This window comes from Mesorhizobium mediterraneum, assembly GCF_002284565.1.
Classification (GTDB): Bacteria; Pseudomonadota; Alphaproteobacteria; order Rhizobiales; family Rhizobiaceae; genus Mesorhizobium; species Mesorhizobium mediterraneum.
On sequence record NZ_NPKI01000017.1, the window covers coordinates 416,786 to 435,130 of the forward strand.

Genomic DNA, 18,345 nt, shown 5'->3' on the forward strand with positions numbered 1-18,345 from the left:
GGCGGGTGTTGTTGTTTTCAGGGTCGATTCACTCTGGGAGCCGTTTTGGCGGGACGTCCCCTGTCGTCAGTCCAGCGCACCGCTTTCCAGCACGCCCCGTTTCTTCCACTGGCTCAGCGGAAAAATGTCCGGCGCGCCGCCCATCGCCGCATACCAGGAATCCACCACCCATTCGGTGCCTCCGCGGTCGCTGATCACCGCCGTCCAATGGGGATAGCGCCCGTCGACAAACAGGCCTCGCGAGGCATTGTCCTCGACCTTGTGAAACCTGAGCAATTTTCGCTCGGCAAGGTAGACCAGCAGCGCATGCGTATTGGTCGATTCGTCGACACAATCCATCTGGCCCCTGATGCGCGATGCACCGAATTCCGACTGCGGCAGATCGCGAACGCCGGTAGCCCGGAGAATGCGCTGCTCGAAATAGCGGACAGCTTTCTTGACAGCGGAACGCTCGGCTTGGGGCGAACCCGCGCCCGCACGCAGGATGGAGCGGAAACGCGCGCCGTCACCGGGGCCAAGCGCCAGCATCGTGCGATAGTTGCAACTATAGCCATGGCATATGGGGATCCGCTTGGAAGCCGTCGCGGCCAGTTCGCCGGCGGCCGCTGATCCGCCCGTGGCGATCACGGCTGTCAGAAAGATCACTTTGGCAAAGATCCCGAGACTCCCGTCCATTCTCCGACAGTAGACGATTGCAGCACTTGGCGCCAACAGCGCGGCTAACTCGGGCAATTGCAATCGCAGCTACAAGCGACTATTTCGGCGCTCATGAACAAGAATCCCATTCACGTCATCGGCGGCGGTCTCGCCGGCTCCGAAGCCGCTTGGCAGGCGGCCGAAGCCGGCGTTCCCGTTGTCTTGCATGAAATGCGCCCCGTCCGCGGCACCGATGCGCACAAGACGGATGGGCTGGCCGAGCTGGTCTGTTCCAATTCCTTCCGTTCCGACGATGCGCAAACCAACGCCGTCGGCCTGCTGCATGCCGAAATGCGGCTGGCCGGATCGCTGATCATGAGCGCCGGCGATGCCCACCAGGTGCCGGCCGGTGGCGCGCTTGCCGTCGACCGCGACGGATTTTCCGAAGCGGTGACCAACAAGCTCGAAGCGCACCCGCTCATCACCATCCAGCGCGAAGAAGTGCCCGGTCTGCCGCCTGCGGACTGGGACCAGGCGATCATCGCCACCGGCCCGCTGACCGCACCTGGGCTCGCCCAATCGATCGCGGAAGTGACCGGCGCGGATGCGCTCGCCTTCTTCGATGCCATCGCGCCGATCGTCCATTTCGACACGATCGACATGGACATTTGCTGGTTCCAGTCACGCTACGACAAGGTCGGACCCGGCGGCACCGGCAAGGATTACATCAACTGCCCGATGGACAAGGAGCAATATCTCGCCTTCGTAGGGGCGCTTCTGGAGGGCCAAAAGACCGAATTCAAGCAATGGGAAGGCACGCCCTATTTCGACGGCTGCCTGCCGATCGAGATCATGGCCGAGCGCGGCGTCGAGACGCTGCGCCATGGGCCGATGAAGCCGATGGGGCTGACCAATGCGCACAATCCGTCGGTGAAGGCCTATGCCGTCGTGCAGCTTCGCCAGGACAATGCGCTGGGCACGCTCTACAACATGGTCGGCTTCCAGACCAAGCTGAAGCACGCCGAGCAGGTGCGCGTGTTCCGCACCATCCCGGGCCTCGAAGACGCCGAATTCGCCCGCCTCGGCGGCCTGCACCGCAACACCTATATCAATTCGCCGACGCTGCTTGACCATTCGCTGCAGCTGAAGTCGCGACCCGGCCTGCGCTTCGCCGGCCAGATCACCGGTTGCGAAGGCTATGTCGAAAGTGCGGCCATCGGCCTGCTTGCCGGTCGCTTTGCCGCCGCCGAACGGTTGGGCCACGCACCGGCGCTGCCACCAATCACCACGGCTTTCGGCGCGCTGCTCAACCACATCACCGGCGGTCATATCGTTTCCGACGACGAGCCGGGAAAGCGCTCCTTCCAGCCGATGAATGTCAATTTCGGCCTGTTCCCACCGGTGGAAGCACCGAAGTCAGAGGGAAAGCGCTTGCGTGGCAAGGACAAGACCGTCGCCAAGCGGCGTGCGGTGACATCGCGCGCGCTGGCCGACTGCCGCGAATGGCTGGGGCTGCCGTCGCGCGCGGAAGCGGCGGAGTAGGCCTCTTCCGGACTTGTCGATCGGGCGACGGAAGAGTAGGATAATATACTACTCTTCATCATAGGGAGCAATTCCATGGAGCCCGCCGAGAAACTGTCCGTCACCGTAACGCCCACGATGGCGCGCATGATCCGCGAAAAAGTCGAGGACGGCTCCTTCGGATCGGCAAGCGAGGTTATCCGCGCAGCACTTCGCGCCTTCCAGCGCGAGGAGGAAGAGCATGCCGAGCGCATGGCCTCGATCAGGGCGCGCGTGAAGGCATCGATCGAGGATACGAGACCGGGCTATTCGGGAGAAGAGGTTCGCGCTCACCTTCGGGAATTCGTCGCCCGACATTCGAGCCGTGCTGATGATTCAGCGGCTTGAAGTCGAGTATTGAGAAAATGCCAGGAATGATCTGGCCGACATTTTCAGGAACATCGTAGAGGCCGGCGGAAGCCTGGACATCGCGCTTAAATTCGTCTTGCGCATCGAAGACCGCTGTCAGAGCATCGGCAATGCGCCTCGTGGCGGCCGGTCGCGCAATGACATTGCGCCAGGATTGCGAACGGTTCCGTTCGAGCACTCCGCCATCATCGCTTACGTTGTCGATGACGATTTCGTACGCATCGTCAACATCTTCTATGGCGGTCGCGACTACGAGATGCTGATGCGCGATGCCGGATCGAGCGATCCATCGTGACAGACCTCAACGGCCGCGGTGGTAGTTCCGGCTTTCTGGATTCCTCATACTTGGCAGCCTTCAGGCGTCCGGCCAGCCTCGCGTCGCGCAACGCAACAGCAGCCAATGCCGGCGCCAGGCCGAAAGCCGTGTCGCGCCGCTCAGAGGCGAATGACGAGAACTTTCCATCTTGCTGAGATAGGCGCGCGAGAGAGCCAGCGGCAGAAATGCCGGGCGCAGCGAAACCGGCAAAGCCGACGCGCCGCCTTCGAATGCCGCAAGATGTTCCCGCGCCAGCGCGATCATCGCCGCCACAGCGCGTTCCGCCCCCAGCCCACCATCGCCCGCAACGAACTCCTCGGGCGACGACCCTGCCGCGGCCAGAATGTCGGCCGGGACAAAGCATTGCCCGCGCTTGCGGTGCTGCGGCAGCAGCAGCAACAGGCCGGTCATCGCCTGTGCGCAGCCTGCCCTGCCCGCAAGTTCGGAAAACCGCGGCGCTTCGACGGGATCGAGCACCATCGCCGCAAGCTGGATGAGCGCCGCTGCGGTCTCGCCGCAATAGCCTTCCAGATCGATGCGAGACGGCATAGGGTCGTCATAGAGATCGAAGATGCGGGCTTCGAGCATATTATCGAAGGCAAGTTTCGGCAGACGGTGGGCGGAAATCGTCGCCTTCAACGCATCCGCGACGGGATGGCCGACGCCTGCCCCGTCGTCCTCGGCTGCGATGACATCGCGCCACCATTGCAGCCGCACCTCGCCCGGCAGCGCCTCGCGGATACGGTCGCGGATGCCAGATATCTCGGCATTGAAGGCATAAAGCGAAAACAGCGCGTCACGCTTGTCCTCAGGCGCATAGAGCGCGGAAACATAGCGGTCATGGTCGGCGGCTCGCACCGTTTCCATGACGATTTTGGCGTTTTCGCTCACGTCACTCGACGGCAATCAGTGCGGCGGCCACCGCACGGTTTTCCGCCAGAAGAACATTGTAGGTCCGCACGGCAGCCCCGGTCGACATCGGATCGGCCGTAATGCCCGCCGTCTTCAGCGCGGCACGCAGCGCTGCCGGCAACGGCTTGAGATCCTTGCCGGCGCCGACCAGCAGGATCTCGACCTTGTCAGCCTCGTTGAGCAGCTTGGCGAAATCCGCCGCCGTCAGCGCCAGGGGGTCGGCCGGCTCCCAACCGTAGATGCCCGACGGCAGGCACAGCAGCGAGCCGCGATGCGACATGTCGGCGAAACGGAACCCGCCATTGCCGTAGGCCTCGATCGGCGCGCGGCCAGGGAAATGCGCTTCGCGGATGACGATGCCTTTTGCCACGGGCGCAGCAATCGTCAGGTTGCCACGGCTTTGCCGCCGCTCACCCGCTTCTCCTCATCGGCCGCCGCGGCCTGTGGCCGCAGCTTGAACAGGATGAGCAGAGGGGCGGCGATAAAGATCGACGAATAGGTTCCGAAGACGACGCCGAACAGCATCGCCAGCGTGAACGAGCGGATCACCTCGCCGCCGAACAGGACCAGCGCCAGAAGCGCCAGGATCGTCGTCACCGCGGTCAGCGTCGTTCTCGACAGCGTCTCGTTGATGGCGTTGTTCAACAATTCCGGCAGCGGCATCTTCTTGTATTTCCTGAGATCCTCGCGAACACGGTCATAGACCACGATCGTGTCGTTGAGCGAATAGCCGATGATGGTCAGGATCGCCGCCAGCGACGATTGGTTGAATTCGAGCCCAGTGATGACGAAGAAGCCGATGGTCATGACGATGTCGTGGACCGTCGCGATGATGGCGCCGACCGCGAACTGCCATTCGAAGCGGAACCACACATAGGCCAGGATGCCAAGCAGCGCGACCAGCATGGCGATCGTGCCTTGCTTGGCGAGCTCGCCAGAAACCGTCGGCCCCACCACTTCGACGCGGCGGAAATCATACTGGTCCTGCAGCTCGCCGCGCACCTTGTCGATGACGGTCTGCTCGGCATTCTCGCCGCCATCCTGTGTGCCGACGCGGATCAAAACGTCGTTCGGCTCGCCGAATTGCTGGACCTGCACTTCGCCGATGTTGAGTTCCGTCAGCCTGCCGCGGATATCGGCAAGATCGGCGGTGCCATCCTTGGCCTGCACCTCGATCAGCGAACCGCCCTTGAAGTCGATGCCGTAATTGATGTCGACGGTCATGAACAGCACGACCGACAGCACCGATAGCAGGCTCGACAGAGCGAACGTCCAGCGGCGGATGCCCATGAACGGAATTCTCGTACCGGGCGGAATGAAGGTCACCGGCGCCCGCGGCAATTCCTTCGGCCGCGCCCGGCGAAGCCAGATCGACACCAGCAACCGGGTGAAGGTGAAGGCGGTGAAGACGGTAGTCAGAATGCCGATGGCGAAGGATATGGCAAAACCCTTCACCGGCCCCGTGCCGATCCAGAACAGCACCACGGTCGCGATCAGCGCTGTGACGTTGGAATCGACGATGGTCGCCAGAGCCTTGGTGAAACCGGTGTCGATCGCCTGGATGACCGAGCGGCCGGCTCTTCGCTCCTCGCGGATGCGCTCGTAGATGAGAACGTTGGAATCGACCGCCATGCCGATGGTCAGCACGATACCGGCAATGCCCGGCAAGGTCAGCGTCGCGCCCAGAAGCGACAGCAGCCCGATGATCATCGCCACATGCACCGCCAGCGCAAGGTTGGCGAGGAAGCCGAGGAAGCCGTAGGCGACGAACATGAAGGCGACGACGAGAATCGACCCGACCACGCCGGCGACCTTGCCGGCGTGAATGGAATCTTCGCCGAGCCCAGGACCTACCGTGCGCTCTTCGATCACCGTCAGCGTCGCCGGCAGCGCGCCGGCACGCAACAGCACGGCGAGGTCGTTGGCGCTCTCGGCGGTAAAATTGCCCGAGATTTGGCCGCTGCCGCCAAGGATCGGTTCGCGGATCTGCGGCGCCGAAATCACCTGATTGTCGAGGATAATGGCAAACAGCTTGCCGACATTCTGCGAGGTCGCCTGGCCGAAGCGCGCCGCTCCCTTGGAATCGAAGGTGAACGAAACCACCGGCTCGTTGGTCTGGGAATTATACGTCGCCTGCGCATCGGTGAGATTTTCGCCCGAAACGATGACCCGGTTCTCGATCAGATACGGAACCGGCGGATCATCCTGCGAATACAACACCGATGATCCCGCCGGCGGGCGCCCGTTGAGCGCGTCCTGCACCGGCATCGACTGGTCGACCATCTGGAAGGTCAGCTTGGCGGTCTGGCCAAGAATGTCCTTCAGCCGCTGCGGATCCTGCAGGCCCGGCACCTGCACCAGAATGCGGTCTTCGCCTTGGCGTTGCACGATCGGCTCGGTGGTGCCGAGTTCGTTGACGCGGCGCTCGACGACCTCAAGCGACTGCGCCAACGCCGTCGACGTGCGGTACTTGATGCCGGCATCGGTGACGGCGAACTTGAGCAGGCCGGGCTCGGAATCATCAAGCGACATCTCCTGGACGGAGCCGCCGCTGAACAGGCCGGCGGCCACCGGGTCGGTCAATGTCTTCAGCGCCGTCTTGGCGGCTTCGACCTGACCGGGATCGGTGATGCGGACCTGCACGGCCCGGCCTGATCCGGAAAGGCCGGTGTAACCGATCTTGGCGTCGCGCAGCCGCGTCCTGATTTCGTCGCGTGTCGTCTCCAGCCGATCCTTGATCAGATCATTCGGATTCATCCTGAGCAGGATATGCGAGCCGCCCTGCAGATCGAGGCCGAGCGTCATCTGGCGCTTCGGCACCCAGCTGGGAAGCTGGGCCAGCGTGCTGGCAGAGAAAAGATTGGGCGCAGCGAGGATCACCGTGGCGGCCACGGCCAGCCAGATCAGGATCATCTTGAAGCGCGAGAAATAAAGCATAGGGCGTCGTCCGTCAGGGCGTTCTGGCGGATCGTTCCGCCTGGAATGGGGTTATTTCTTGGCGTTCTGGTTCGCCAAATGCTCGCCTCGAGCACAAGGCAGTTCACTTTGGTGCTGCCATCGGGCTTTCTTCAACTATTGTCAATCTTGCCGGCAAGGCACCAGCGGGCAATAGCACGACGAGATCGTTGGCGCCTTGGACGGGGCGAGCGGGCTGGCGGCGAGAAGACTGGGCGCATCAAGAGCCCCTGCGATGGCCACAGCCACCGCAGATCAGAGTCATCGGCGTCGTCCGTCAGGGCGTTCTGGCGGATCGTCCCGCCGACATCCGATTATTTCTTGGCGTTCTGGTTCGCCACCGGCTCGCCCTTGACGCGCACGTCTGCGATCGTCGAGCGCAGCGCCGTTACCTTGGTGCCACCGCCGAGATCGATCTCGAGTTCATTGTCGTCGATCACCTTGGTCACCTTGCCGACGAAACCGCCGCCGGTGACGACCGTGTCGCCGCGGCGGACCGCCGCCAGCATCTCGCCGCGCTTCTTCAACTGCGTGCGCTGCGGCCGGATGATCAGAAAATACATGATCACGAAAATCAGGACAAACGGCAAAATGCTGATGAACATATCCGGGGAGGCGCCGACGCCTTGGGCGTATGCCGGTGTCACGAACATCTAGGTACTCCTGAATTTTGAAAGACAGCCGCCAAACCGTCCTGGGGAAATTTGGCGGCCCCGTGAAATTTCGCCGGAATATAGTCGGTAAAGTTGCCAATGCAACTGCGGTCAGGCATTTCAGCTGCTTTTCCGGCTGGTTGAGCCGTGTTAGAGCATGATCCCGAAAACGACGCCCGGTTTTCGGAAAAGATCATGTTCTAACAAAAGGTTGGAACTGGTTCCGAAACGCCGGAACCAAATTAGGTTCCGTGTCATCCCCTCCTGAGTGCAAAGATAAAATGAGCGATAGCACCATCGAAGCCCTGAACAAGAAGCTCGACCGCCTGATCGAGGCGGTCGTCCGCCTCGCTCCGCCGCCGGTGCCGGAAACCGATCTCGGCAAGGCCGATTGCTTCGTCTGGCAGGCCGATCCCGGCAATCTGGAGCCGGTGCTCAAGGTCAACCGCGTCGACATCGGCCTGATCCGCGGCGTCGACCGCGTCCGCGACATATTGGTCGACAACACCGAGCGCTTCGCTTCCGGTTACGCCGCCAACAATGTGCTGTTGTGGGGCGCGCGCGGCATGGGCAAGTCCTCGCTGGTCAAGGCCGTGCATGCGGCGGTCAACGCGTCGGCAAAGCTGGACCTGCCGCTCAAGCTCATCGAGATCCATCGCGAAGACATCGACACGCTGCCAAAGCTTATGAATTTGCTGAAGGCAGCACCTTACCGCTTTATCCTGTTTTGCGACGACCTGTCCTTCGACCATGATGACACGTCCTACAAATCGCTGAAAGCGGCGCTCGAAGGCGGCGTCGAGGGCCGCCCGGCCAATGTGATCTTCTATGCCACCTCGAACCGGCGACATCTATTGCCGCGCGACATGATCGACAATGAACGCTCGACCGCGATCAATCCGTCGGAGGCGGTCGAGGAAAAAGTTTCGCTGTCCGATCGCTTCGGCCTCTGGCTCGGCTTCCACAAATGCTCGCAGGACGAGTATCTCGACATGATCGACGGCTATATCAGCCATCACGGCCTTGCCATCGATCCCGAGACGCTGCGCGCCGAGGCGCTGGAATGGGCGACGACGCGCGGTAGCCGTTCAGGCCGCGTCGCCTGGCAGTTCACCCAGGATCTGGCAGGCCGGCTCGGCAAATCGCTCAAGGATTAATTTGGTTCCTCGGCGCAGAATTTTGACAGGTCGGACGCGCTTGCGTTGACGGACCGCCGCCAACAGGCATCCAACCCGTCAAATTCCCTGTGCCGCGTTACTAGAGCAATTCCAGGAAAAGTGCGCAGCGGTTTTCCGTCCGGAATTGCGTAAAAACAAATACTTAGAGCGGTTCGGCGATTCTATCAAAAGCTGAACCGGTCTAGCGTTCATCCAGAAAACTGAAAAAGCCCGCCCCTTGCGGAGCGGGCTGAGCCGGCGGGCCGGACTGGAGGTCAGGCGGCTCGCAATCGCTTTTCTTTTTCTATTCGAGATACGTCGAATTCTATTCGAGATAGGTCGAAGGATCGACTTCTTTATTCAAGATAGGTCGAAGGATCGACCGGTGCCGAATTCTTGCGGACTTCGAAATGCAGTTTCGGCGAGTCGGTGGTGCCGCTCATGCCGGACTGCGCGATTTCCTGGCCGCGCTTGACCTTCTGGCCGCGCTGGACCTCGATCGAACGGGCGTGGCCATAGACTGTGACCAACCCGTTCTCGTGGCGCACCAGCACCGTATTGCCGAATTCCTTGAGCCCATCGCCTGCGTAGATGACGACGCCGTTCTCGGCCGCCTTGACCGGGGTTCCTTCCGGCACGGCGATGTCGACACCGTCCTTGCCGCCGCCAAAGCTGGAGATCACGCGGCCGCGCACCGGCCACCGCATCTTGCCGATGCCGGTGGCGTTGGGCGCCACCGCGTCATCGTCCTCGGCCTGCTGGATGACCTTCGCATCCTTCTTCGGCGGCGTGTAGGCGGCGAGCGTCTCCGAAGGCGTGGTCTTTGCCGCAGGCGGAGTGGTGGCTGTCGTTACCGGATCGACCTTTGCCGGCTTGGCGCTGGCAACCGTCGCGGTTCCGCCGGCCGGCACCTTCAGGGTCTGGCCGATTTTGAGCAGCCCGTCCTGCATGCCGTTCGCCTGCTTCAACGCAGCCACGCCGACGCCGGTTTTCCTGGCGATCGCCGACAGCGTATCGCCCTGCTGGACCGTGTAGCTGCCATCGGCACCAGCTGCCTTGGGCGCGGTTTTTCCGTCCTTCGGCTGGTTTGCTGCGGCCGATGCATCCATCTGCGCGGCGGACTTGCCCTCCTTGAGCTTCGGCTGCTGCGGCAGCACGGCCACCATCTCCGGCGCCTTGGCCGGCAAATCGCGCTTGGTGTCGTTCGCAGGCTTGGCGTCGGCAAGCTTCGGCGCCGGTTTCTTGCCCGAATAGGCATAGGCCGGGATGACGAGCTTCTGGCCGGTCTTCAGCCCGTTGGTCGCGCTCAGCCCATTGACCTTCATAAGGGCATCGGCGGGCACGCCGTAGCGCCGCGACAGGCCGGAAATAGTCTCGCCATCCCTGACGATGATCTCGGTGGCGCGCGCTTCGCCGCCTGCCGTCGCCATGCGCGGAGCGTCAGGCTGTGCGTCCTTGAACGGCTTTGCCACGGTCCCGGTTGAAGTCCGGTCAACCGGGACGGCGGCTGGCGCCAAAGCGGTGCGGGCCGGCGCCAACGCGGGGGCTGGCTGCGCCTGGCTGACCGGCGGCAATTGCTGTGTCGTAACCGGTTCGAGGCTTGAGCGGCTGACCGACTGGGTATGGCTGCCGTCGAGCGGCGCGGCCGAGACCGGGGCATCGCCGGGATAAGGCTGGGCGGCATCCTGCTTGTCGATGATGGTGCGCTGGTTGTTGGTCGAGGACGTGAAGACGTCATCGACGCTGTTGAACCGCGAGACCTGGGAACTGCATCCCGCCGCGGTGCCCGCAACCATAAGGACAGCGAAACCGCGCGCCAGGTTGCGTCCGTTTGCCTTCAAAATACTGAATTGCATCACATTTACCCGCAGATACCCGGTACAGACTGACCGTGATTAAAGCGCGTTAATGTTACTGGTCGGTTAAACCTCTAGAATCAGACGCGAATTTTCTTAAAATATTTAAGGCTGAACGTAGGGGATCGAGGTTCAGGCCGAGCCGGAGACCGCCCGACGCTCGGATGCTGGCATCACCTGAATATCGATAATCCCTAGATGACCGCGGCTACGCTGCGCAGGATCGGCTGCAGGCGGACGAGGCCGATGTCCTCGCGTTCGAAGCGGCTGCCGACCTTGGTCAGCTTGGCCAGCACCTGCTCGCCCTCCTCGGGTCCGATCGGAGCAATGACGATGCCGCCGCTCGACAATTGGTCGAGCAGGAAGCGCGGCAGGCTGTCGAACGCCGCCCATGCGACGATGCGGTCGAACGGCGCTTCATTGGCCAATCCGTTGGAGCCGTCCGCTTGGCGCACGATGACATTGCCGATGCCGAGCGCCTCGAAGCGCTGTTTGGCCTGCTCGGCCAGCGTCTTGTAGCGGTCGATGGTGACAACCCGCGCCGCAAGCCGCGACATCACTGCCGCCGTGTAGCCCGACCCGGTGCCGATCTCGAGCACGCGGTTGCCCGGCTCGATGGCAAGTGCTGCGATCACCGCTGCTTGCAGATCAGCGCCCTCGATCGCCTCGCCGCATTCGATCGGCAGCATCCGGTCCGACCAGGCGATCGGATGGAACTGCGCGGAAAGGAAGCCGCGCCGCGGCGTCGCCTCGAAGGCGGCGATCAGCGCCTTCGGCACGACGCCCTTGCCACGCAAGCGGAGCAGGAACGCGGCGAAGCCTTCCCGGTCGTCGACCGTCGGACCGTGGTTCAGGTTCATGCGAGCGCCTTGGTCAGTTGATCTCGGATTTCATGAGCGGTGAGATCGAGCTGCAGCGGCGTCACCGATACCAGCCGGTTGCGCAAGGCATAGAGGTCGGTGCCTTGCTTGCCCTCGACCGGCTCGCGCCCGAAGCGCAGCCAATAATAGGGAAGCCCGCGGCCGTCGCGGCGCTCGTCGACCCACAGGCTGTGGACGAGCTTGCCTTGCGAGGTGACTACCGTGCCGGCGACCTCTTCTGGCGCGCAATTCGGAAAATTGACGTTGAGCAGCACGCCGTCCGGCAGCGGCATGGCGACAAGCTTTTTGAGTAGCGCCGGCGCCAGCGCCTCGGTGGTCTCATAGGGAACGACGCGATCCTCGCCGACATAGGAATAGGCCTGGCTGAGCGCGATCGAGCGCACGCCGAGCAACGCGCCTTCCATAGCGCCGGCGACGGTGCCCGAATAGGTGACGTCGTCGGCGATGTTGGCGCCGGAATTGACACCGGACAGGATAAGGTCGGGTGCTGCGGACAGGATCTTCTTCACGCCCATGATGACGCAATCGGTCGGCGTGCCACGCACGGCAAAGTGTTTTTCGCCGATCTTCCTCAGGCGCAGCGGCTCCGAGATCGACAGCGAATGCGCATAGCCGGACTGGTCCTGCTCCGGCGCCACCACCCAGACATCGTCCGACAGCGTCCGGGCGACGCGTTCAAGCGATGCAAGGCCTTCGGCATGGATGCCGTCATCATTGGTCAGGAGGATGCGCATTATTTCGATTCGATCTTTTCCAGACCGCCCATGTAAGGCCGAAGCGCTTCAGGAATGGTTACGCTGCCATCCTCATTCTGATAGTTTTCGATGACAGCAATGAGAGCGCGGCCGACGGCAGTGCCGGAGCCGTTCAGCGTGTGGACGAAGCGGTTGCCCTTGCCGCCCTTGTCCTTGTAACGCGCGTCCATGCGCCGCGCCTGGAAATCGCCGCACACCGAGCAGGACGAAATCTCGCGATAGGCGTTCTGGCCCGGCAGCCAGACCTCGATGTCGTAGGTCTTGCGCGCGCCAAAACCCATGTCACCGGTGCACAGCGTCATGGTGCGGAACGGCAGGCCGAGCCGCTTCAGCACTTCCTCGGCGCATTCGGTCATCCGCTCATGCTCGGCAAGCGAGGAGTCCTGGTCGGTGATCGACACCAGCTCGACCTTATAGAACTGGTGCTGGCGCAGCATGCCGCGCGTGTCGCGCCCGGCCGAGCCCGCTTCCGAACGGAAGCACGGCGTCAGCGCCGTATAGCGCAGCGGCAGTTTTTCATGCGGCGTGATTTCCTCGCGCACGAGATTTGTGAGTGGCACTTCAGCGGTGGGGATGAGCCCAAGCCTGCCGTCTCCACGCGGGGCGAAGAACAGATCCTCCTCGAACTTCGGCAGTTGCCCCGTACCGAAAAGAGCCTCGTCCTTCACCATCAGCGGCGGCTGGATCTCCTCATAGCCATGCTCGGTCGTGTGCAGATCCAGCATGAATTGGCCGAGCGCGCGTTCCATTCGCGCCAGCCCACCCTTCAGCACCGTGAAGCGCGAGCCGGACAGCTTCGCCGCCCGCTCGAAATCCATCATGCCGAGCGCTTCACCGATCTCGAAATGCTCCTTCACCCAGTTCGGACGCGTTGGCACCTTGCCGACGATGCGCTTGACGACATTGTCGTCCTCGTTCTTGCCGACCGGCACGTCGTCGAGCGGCACATTGGGCAGCTCGGCCAATGCGTCATTCAGCGCCTTGTCGAGTTCGCGTTCGCGCGCCTCGCCGTCCTGGATGAAAGCCTTGATCTCGCCGACTTCGGCTTTGAGTTTTTCGGCAAGGGCGGCGTCGCCCGAACGCATGGCATTGCCGATCTCCTTCGAGGCGGCGTTGCGGCGCTCCTGCCTGGTCTGCAGCTCGGTGAGATGCTCGCGCCGCGCCTCGTCCCTGGCGATCAGATCATCGACCGTGGACTGCGCGTCATCGCTGGACCACGAGCGCTTCTTGAGCGCCTCGACGAGGACCTTCGGGTTGTCGCGAATCCATTTGATGTCAAGCATGGTCTTGAACGCTCCTGAGCTAGGTCAGAGGGCGTAAACCGCATCCTTGACCGATGCAAGACGTCAAAGTCGAGTTCCTTCGCGCCCCCTCTGTCCTGCCGGACATCTCCCGCGCGGTGGGGAGATCGGCCGTCACTGCGGCTTTCGCCAACCTCCAGCGCTAAAGAAATGAGCCGTCGCCGAAGCTGCCAATCTCCCTCCGTGTGGGGGAGATGCCAAGTGGCGGCAAGAGGGCAGGACAGAGGGGGCGCTGTCCCGCAAACCTTGATTAAGGCCTCCGGCCAGCCTACGTCGAAGGCGCGTCCGCGGGCTTTTCGGCCACCTCTTCTGCGGCCTCCCGCTTCTCGCGCGCCAGACGTTCCCGTTCCTTGCTACGCTCGATCAGCCGGGCCGACCAGATTGAGACCTCGTAGAGAATGATCGTTGGGATGGCGAGGCCGATCTGGCTTATCGGGTCGGGCGGTGTCAGCACAGCCGCGACGACGAAGGCGATGACGATCGCCCATTTGCGCTTTTCGACCAGCGCCTGCGACGACAGCATGCCGACCCGCGCCATGAGGCTGGTCACCACCGGCAACTGGAACACCAGGCCGAAGGAAAAGATCAGCGTCATGATCAGGCTGAGATATTCCGACACTTTCGGCAGCAACGAAATCTGCACTTGGTCGTCAGTGCCGGCCTGCTGCATGGCGAGGAAGAACCACATCACCATCGGCGTGAAGAAGAAATAGACCAGCGACGCGCCCATCAGGAACAGGATCGGCGAAGCGATCAGGAACGGCAGGAAAGCGTTGCGTTCGTTCTTGTAGAGGCCGGGCGCGATGAATTTGTAGATCTGCGTGGCGATCAGCGGAAAGGCGATCACCATGCCGCCGAACATTGCCAGCTTCACCTGGGTGAAGAAGAATTCCTGCGGCGCCGTGTAGATCAGCTCAACCTTGTGCGGGTCGAGCCCTGCCCATTGGGTCGCCCATTTGAACGGCACGACCAACAGGTTGAACAGTTGCTTGGCGAAAAAGAAGCAGAACAGGAAGGCGACGAAGAACCCGCCGATCGACCACATCAGTCGCCGGCGCAATTCGATCAGATGCTCCATCAGCGGAGCCGCCGATTTATCGATCTCGTCCTTTTCCGAAACGCTCACTTGCTGGCTCCCGCCGTCTTTTTGGCGGCTGCAGTCGGCTTCTTCACCGCTGCCGGTGCAGGCTTCGGCTCGGCCTTTTTAGCTGCGGTCTTTGTCACGGCAGGTGTTGCTGCTGCCGCTGGCTTGGCTGCGGCCTTGGGGGCCGGCATCGCTTTCGCTGGCGCAGGCTTCTTCTTCGCTGCCGAGGCCTTTTGCGGTGCAGCCGGCGTTGCCGTCCCGACAGGCGACGGCACCACCGACTCATCGGTCATCGCCGGAAAGATCGGCGCCGCCGGCGCCGCTTCCGGAGCACTGACGCCCGGCAGCACCGTCGCGCCATTCTTCAGCTCGGTCTCCTGCGGTGGCGAAGCAGCTGGCGTGACCGGGTCGATGGCCGGCTTCGGCTTCATCACCGCATCGACACCTGAACGGACATCGGCTGCCGCCTGCTCGAACGGATTGAGCTGTTTCCTGATCTCGGCGGCCGGGTTGAGGCTCCTGAGTGAATCGACCGACTTCTTGACGTCGTCAAGCTCGGCCTCCTTCAGCGCATCGTTGAACTGTTTCTGGAAGTCGGCTGCCATGCCGCGCAGCTTTGTCGTCGTGCGCCCGAAGGTGCGCAGCATGTTGGGCAAATCCTTGGGCCCGACGACCACGATCATGACGATCGCGATCACCAGCATCTCGGTCCAGCCGATGTCGAACATGGCGATACGTTCCGACTAAAGTTTTGGGCTCAGCTCTTGCTGGCCTTTTCCTTCACTGCCGAAACGGTTTCGTCGGCACGATGTTCGACGGTGCGCTTGTCCTCGGCAACATCGTCGTCGGCCATGCCCTTCTTGAAGCTCTTGATGCCCTTGGCCATGTCACCCATCAGCTCAGGTATCTTGCCGCGGCCGAACACCAGCAGCACGATCACCAGCACGATCATCCAGTGCCAAATCGAAAATGAACCCATAACAATCTCTCTCGAATGTTTTCTCTGACGATGATCTATGCGCTTTCGCGTCGGGATTCAAACACAACCGCGACAGAGTTTATAAATGAGTGGCCGAAGTCACGCACTTTCGGCGCCGTAGCCCGCTACCAATCGGCGCAGCCCCGAAAACCAACGGCTTTCGGCGCGTCGTTTGCGGTCAATCATCCTCGACACGCGGCGTCAACAGGCCGAGTTCCTCAAGATCGATGTCGGTCAGCGGATCCTCGTCGTCGGTCAGCGCATCCGGATCGGCCGGCGGCAGCGGAATGGAGAAATTCGACGGCATGCGGCCCGAAAGCAGCCCGGCGCCCTTCAATTCCTCCATGCCGGGAAGATCGCGGATCTCCTCCAATGCGAAATGGTCGAGGAAAATGTCGGTGGTGCCGTAGGTGACGGGACGGCCGGGCGTGCGGCGCCGACCGCGCATCTTCACCCATTCGGTCTCCATCAGCGTGTCCAGCGTGCCCTTCGAGGTCTCGACGCCTCTGATGTCCTCGATCTCGGCTCGCGTCACCGGCTGGTGATAGGCGATGATCGCCAGCACTTCGAGCGCCGCGCGGGAAAGCTTCCTCTGCTGCACTGTGTCGCGGCTCATCAGGAAAGCGAGGTCGCCGGCGGTGCGGAACGCCCAGGCATCGGAGACGCGCACCAGATTGACGCCGCGCCGCGCATAAATCTGCTGCAGTTCGGCCATCGCCGCGGCAATGTTGATGCCATCGGGCAGGCGCGCGGCAAGCTGCTTTTCGCTGACCGGCTCGGCGCTGGCGAAAACGATCGCCTCGGCCATGCGCACGGCTTCCGCCATATGCAGCCGCTCGCCAGGATTCTGGGAAAAGTTCTGCGCCTGATTTTCTGCCGGAGTCTCGCCGAGCATGCCGTCTTCGGTCTCGTCGTCGACCTTGAACGGAATGACCGAAGCGTTGGCGCGTTCACTCATGATGCCACCTCGACTGCCCTGATGCCTTGCGCACGGCCGCGCAGATAAAGCGGCGCGAACACCTCGTCTTGCCGCATTTCCATTTTGCCTTCGCGCACCAGTTCCAGCGTGGCCGCAAACGAGCTGGCAATCGCGGTACGCCGCTCATCCGGGCCGGTCAGATATTCGACCAGGAAACTGTCCAGCGCCGTCCAGTCGGCAAACGTGCCGATCAGCCTGTTCAGGATATCGCGCGCGTCCTTGAGCGACCACACACCGCGCCTGGCGATGGTCACATTGGTGATCGCCTGTTTCTGGCGCTGCTGCGCATAGGCGGTCAGCAGATCGTAGAGCGAGGCCGAATAGGCGTTGCGTTTCTCGACGATGACCATTTCCGGCATGCCGCGGGCGAACACGTCGCGTCCGAGCCGGTTGCGGTTAACCAGGCGTGCCGCCGCGTCGCGCATCGCTTCCAGCCGCTTCAACCGGAATTGCAGCACCGCTGCCAGCTCCTCGCCGCTTTCGCCGTCGTCTCCAGGTTGTTTGGGGATCAAAAGCTTCGACTTGAGAAACGCCAGCCACGCCGCCATCACCAGATAGTCGGCGGCAAGCTCCAGCCTGAGCGCCCTCACCTTCTCGACGAAGGCCAGATATTGCTCAGCCAGCGCCAGGATCGAGATGCGCGACAGATCGACCTTCTGGTTGCGGGCAAGATGCAGCAGAAGATCGAGCGGGCCTTCAAACCCGTCGACGTCAACGACCAGCGCAGGATCGCCGGTCAGCCGCGAATCGTCGTTCTCGGCCCACAGACGGTCCATCGGTGCGGCCTTACCGGCCTTACTGTCCAATGTTTCCGCCACCTACTGTCGCTTTCTTTTGCTTCTATCTTCTTGTTTGACCATGATCTGTTCCGAAAAACCGGCTCCCACTTTTCGGGATCATGGTCTAGGCCACCGCATCGAAATAGGTGGCGAATTCGGCGCGTATCTCGGCTTCATCAGCCCGATCGCGATTCTTGATATAGGTCAGCGCCCGTTGCGCGCGTTGCAGCGACTTGCCTTCAAGCCCCGTTGTGCGCGAGGCAATGCCGGCCATCTCCTCGAAAACGCCGTTGCAGTGAAGGACCAGATCGCAGCCCGCCGCAAGGATCGCGGCCGCCTTTGTCGGGAAATCCCCAGAAAGTGCCTTCATCGAGGTGTCGTCGCTCATCAACAGCCCGTCGAAGCCGATTTCGCCGCGGATGATCTCATCGATGACCTTGCCGGACGTCGTGGCCGGGTTCTTCGGGTCGATCGCGCTGTAGACGACATGCGCCGTCATCGCCATCGGCAAATGATTGAGCTCCCTGAACGGGGCGAAATCATGCCGCTGCAAGTCGCTCATCGAGGCATCGACGGTCGGCAGTTCGAAATGCGTGTCGGCAAAGGCCCGTCCATGCCCCGGAATATGCTTCATGACCGGCAGCACGCCGCCCGACATCAACCCTTCAGCCGCGGCGCGACCCAGTTCGATGACGGCACGAGGCTCCTTGCCATAGGCGCGCGCGCCGATGACGTCGCTGGCGCCCTCGATCGGCACGTCGAGCACCGGCAGGCAATCGGCTGTGATGCCATAGCGCGAGAGATCGAAGGCATGCAGCCGCGCCATCAGCCAGGCGGCGCGGTTGCCGGCGTCGTGGTCGTTGCGCCACAAGGCGCCGAGCGCACCACCGGCGGGATAGTTCGGCGCCAGCGGCGGTCGCAGGCGCTGCACCCGGCCGCCTTCCTGATCGATGAACACCAGGGCATCCGGGCGCTCGATACAGTCGCGCATTGCGGCGACCAGATCGCGGATCTGCTCGGTCTCGCCGATGTTGCGCGCAAACAAGATGAATCCCCACGGGCATTCATTGCGATAGAATTTGATTTCGTCGCGTGTGAGCGATTTCCCGGCGCAGCCGAGGATCATGGATTTTGATTCGGTCATGGACAGGAGTTTAGAGCTTCACGCGAACA

The 18,345-nt window shown here is 62.4% G+C and carries 18 protein-coding genes and 1 pseudogene; 4 read left to right on the forward strand and 15 right to left on the reverse strand.

Features of this window, described 5'->3' with window-relative positions:
- Positions 1–66: 66 nt before the first annotated feature.
- On the reverse strand, positions 67–645 hold the full coding sequence (locus CIT25_RS15910; protein WP_245329860.1) for a hypothetical protein: 579 nt from the start codon (positions 643–645) through the stop codon (positions 67–69).
- A gap of 123 nt (positions 646–768) precedes the next feature.
- On the opposite strand from CIT25_RS15910, the gene trmFO reads away from it, so the two are divergent.
- The 3 genes and pseudogenes from trmFO to CIT25_RS15925 form a co-directional block, all read left to right on the forward strand.
- Positions 769–2,178 carry a methylenetetrahydrofolate--tRNA-(uracil(54)-C(5))-methyltransferase (FADH(2)-oxidizing) TrmFO gene (trmFO, locus tag CIT25_RS15915; protein WP_095485459.1) on the forward strand — a complete coding sequence of 470 codons (1,410 nt, stop codon included), beginning with the start codon at positions 769–771 and terminating at the stop codon, positions 2,176–2,178.
- 75 nt (positions 2,179–2,253) lie between these two features.
- The gene (locus CIT25_RS15920; RefSeq protein ID WP_095485460.1) at positions 2,254–2,544 is read left to right on the forward strand and encodes a type II toxin-antitoxin system ParD family antitoxin; all 291 of its coding nucleotides are present in this window, start codon (positions 2,254–2,256) and stop codon (positions 2,542–2,544) included.
- A 28-nt stretch (positions 2,545–2,572) separates the two neighbouring features.
- Positions 2,573–2,860: pseudogene (locus CIT25_RS15925) on the forward strand (type II toxin-antitoxin system RelE/ParE family toxin); the annotation flags it as partial.
- 60 nt (positions 2,861–2,920) lie between these two features.
- On the opposite strand, the gene CIT25_RS15930 reads toward CIT25_RS15925, so the two are convergent.
- From CIT25_RS15930 to yajC, 4 genes are all read right to left on the reverse strand, one after another.
- A complete protein-coding gene (locus CIT25_RS15930; RefSeq protein WP_164897581.1) occupies positions 2,921–3,772 on the reverse strand; it encodes a phytoene/squalene synthase family protein in 852 nt (283 codons plus the stop codon).
- 1 nt (position 3,773) lies between these two features.
- Positions 3,774–4,163, reverse strand: a complete 390-nt coding sequence (locus CIT25_RS15935) for an Mth938-like domain-containing protein (RefSeq protein WP_095485461.1) — start codon at positions 4,161–4,163, stop codon at positions 3,774–3,776.
- Positions 4,164–4,177: 14 nt separating this feature from the next.
- Positions 4,178–6,730, reverse strand: a complete 2,553-nt coding sequence (secDF, locus tag CIT25_RS15940) for a protein translocase subunit SecDF (RefSeq protein ID WP_095485462.1) — start codon at positions 6,728–6,730, stop codon at positions 4,178–4,180.
- A 332-nt stretch (positions 6,731–7,062) separates the two neighbouring features.
- Positions 7,063–7,401, reverse strand: a complete 339-nt coding sequence (yajC, locus tag CIT25_RS15945; protein ID WP_008876289.1) for a preprotein translocase subunit YajC — start codon at positions 7,399–7,401, stop codon at positions 7,063–7,065.
- Between the two features lie 281 nt (positions 7,402–7,682).
- Between yajC and CIT25_RS15950 the strand changes: the two genes are divergently transcribed.
- Positions 7,683–8,558: an ATP-binding protein gene (locus CIT25_RS15950; protein ID WP_095485463.1), complete on the forward strand. Its 876-nt coding sequence runs from the start codon at positions 7,683–7,685 to the stop codon at positions 8,556–8,558.
- Positions 8,559–8,914: 356 nt separating this feature from the next.
- Here the strand turns inward: CIT25_RS15950 and CIT25_RS15955 are convergent, their stop codons facing one another.
- The 10 genes from CIT25_RS15955 to nagZ all read right to left on the reverse strand — a co-directional run bounded on the left by CIT25_RS15955 (position 8,915) and on the right by nagZ (position 18,316).
- A complete protein-coding gene (locus CIT25_RS15955) occupies positions 8,915–10,414 on the reverse strand; it encodes a peptidoglycan DD-metalloendopeptidase family protein (RefSeq protein WP_095485464.1) in 1,500 nt (499 codons plus the stop codon).
- Positions 10,415–10,608: 194 nt separating this feature from the next.
- The gene (locus CIT25_RS15960; protein ID WP_206072953.1) at positions 10,609–11,274 is read right to left on the reverse strand and encodes a protein-L-isoaspartate(D-aspartate) O-methyltransferase; all 666 of its coding nucleotides are present in this window, start codon (positions 11,272–11,274) and stop codon (positions 10,609–10,611) included.
- On the reverse strand, positions 11,271–12,029 hold the full coding sequence (surE, locus tag CIT25_RS15965) for a 5'/3'-nucleotidase SurE (RefSeq protein WP_095485465.1): 759 nt from the start codon (positions 12,027–12,029) through the stop codon (positions 11,271–11,273). Before surE ends, CIT25_RS15960 begins: the two co-directional genes overlap by 4 nt.
- Complete coding sequence (gene serS / locus CIT25_RS15970) at positions 12,029–13,333, reverse strand: serine--tRNA ligase (protein ID WP_095485466.1); 1,305 nt, start codon at positions 13,331–13,333, stop codon at positions 12,029–12,031. The genes surE and serS overlap by 1 nt, the downstream gene beginning before the upstream one ends.
- Positions 13,334–13,619: 286 nt before the next feature.
- The gene (gene tatC, locus CIT25_RS15975) at positions 13,620–14,429 is read right to left on the reverse strand and encodes a twin-arginine translocase subunit TatC (protein ID WP_095485595.1); all 810 of its coding nucleotides are present in this window, start codon (positions 14,427–14,429) and stop codon (positions 13,620–13,622) included.
- A gap of 44 nt (positions 14,430–14,473) precedes the next feature.
- Complete coding sequence (tatB, locus tag CIT25_RS15980; protein WP_095485467.1) at positions 14,474–15,163, reverse strand: Sec-independent protein translocase protein TatB; 690 nt, start codon at positions 15,161–15,163, stop codon at positions 14,474–14,476.
- Between the two features lie 29 nt (positions 15,164–15,192).
- Positions 15,193–15,414: a twin-arginine translocase TatA/TatE family subunit gene (locus CIT25_RS15985; protein ID WP_013895102.1), complete on the reverse strand. Its 222-nt coding sequence runs from the start codon at positions 15,412–15,414 to the stop codon at positions 15,193–15,195.
- 178 nt (positions 15,415–15,592) lie between these two features.
- Complete coding sequence (scpB, locus tag CIT25_RS15990) at positions 15,593–16,372, reverse strand: SMC-Scp complex subunit ScpB (protein ID WP_095485468.1); 780 nt, start codon at positions 16,370–16,372, stop codon at positions 15,593–15,595.
- Positions 16,369–17,169 carry a segregation and condensation protein A gene (locus CIT25_RS15995; protein ID WP_095485469.1) on the reverse strand — a complete coding sequence of 267 codons (801 nt, stop codon included), beginning with the start codon at positions 17,167–17,169 and terminating at the stop codon, positions 16,369–16,371. The genes scpB and CIT25_RS15995 overlap by 4 nt, the downstream gene beginning before the upstream one ends.
- A 127-nt stretch (positions 17,170–17,296) precedes the next feature.
- A complete protein-coding gene (nagZ, locus tag CIT25_RS16000; RefSeq protein ID WP_095485470.1) occupies positions 17,297–18,316 on the reverse strand; it encodes a beta-N-acetylhexosaminidase in 1,020 nt (339 codons plus the stop codon).
- Positions 18,317–18,345: the final 29 nt, after the last annotated feature.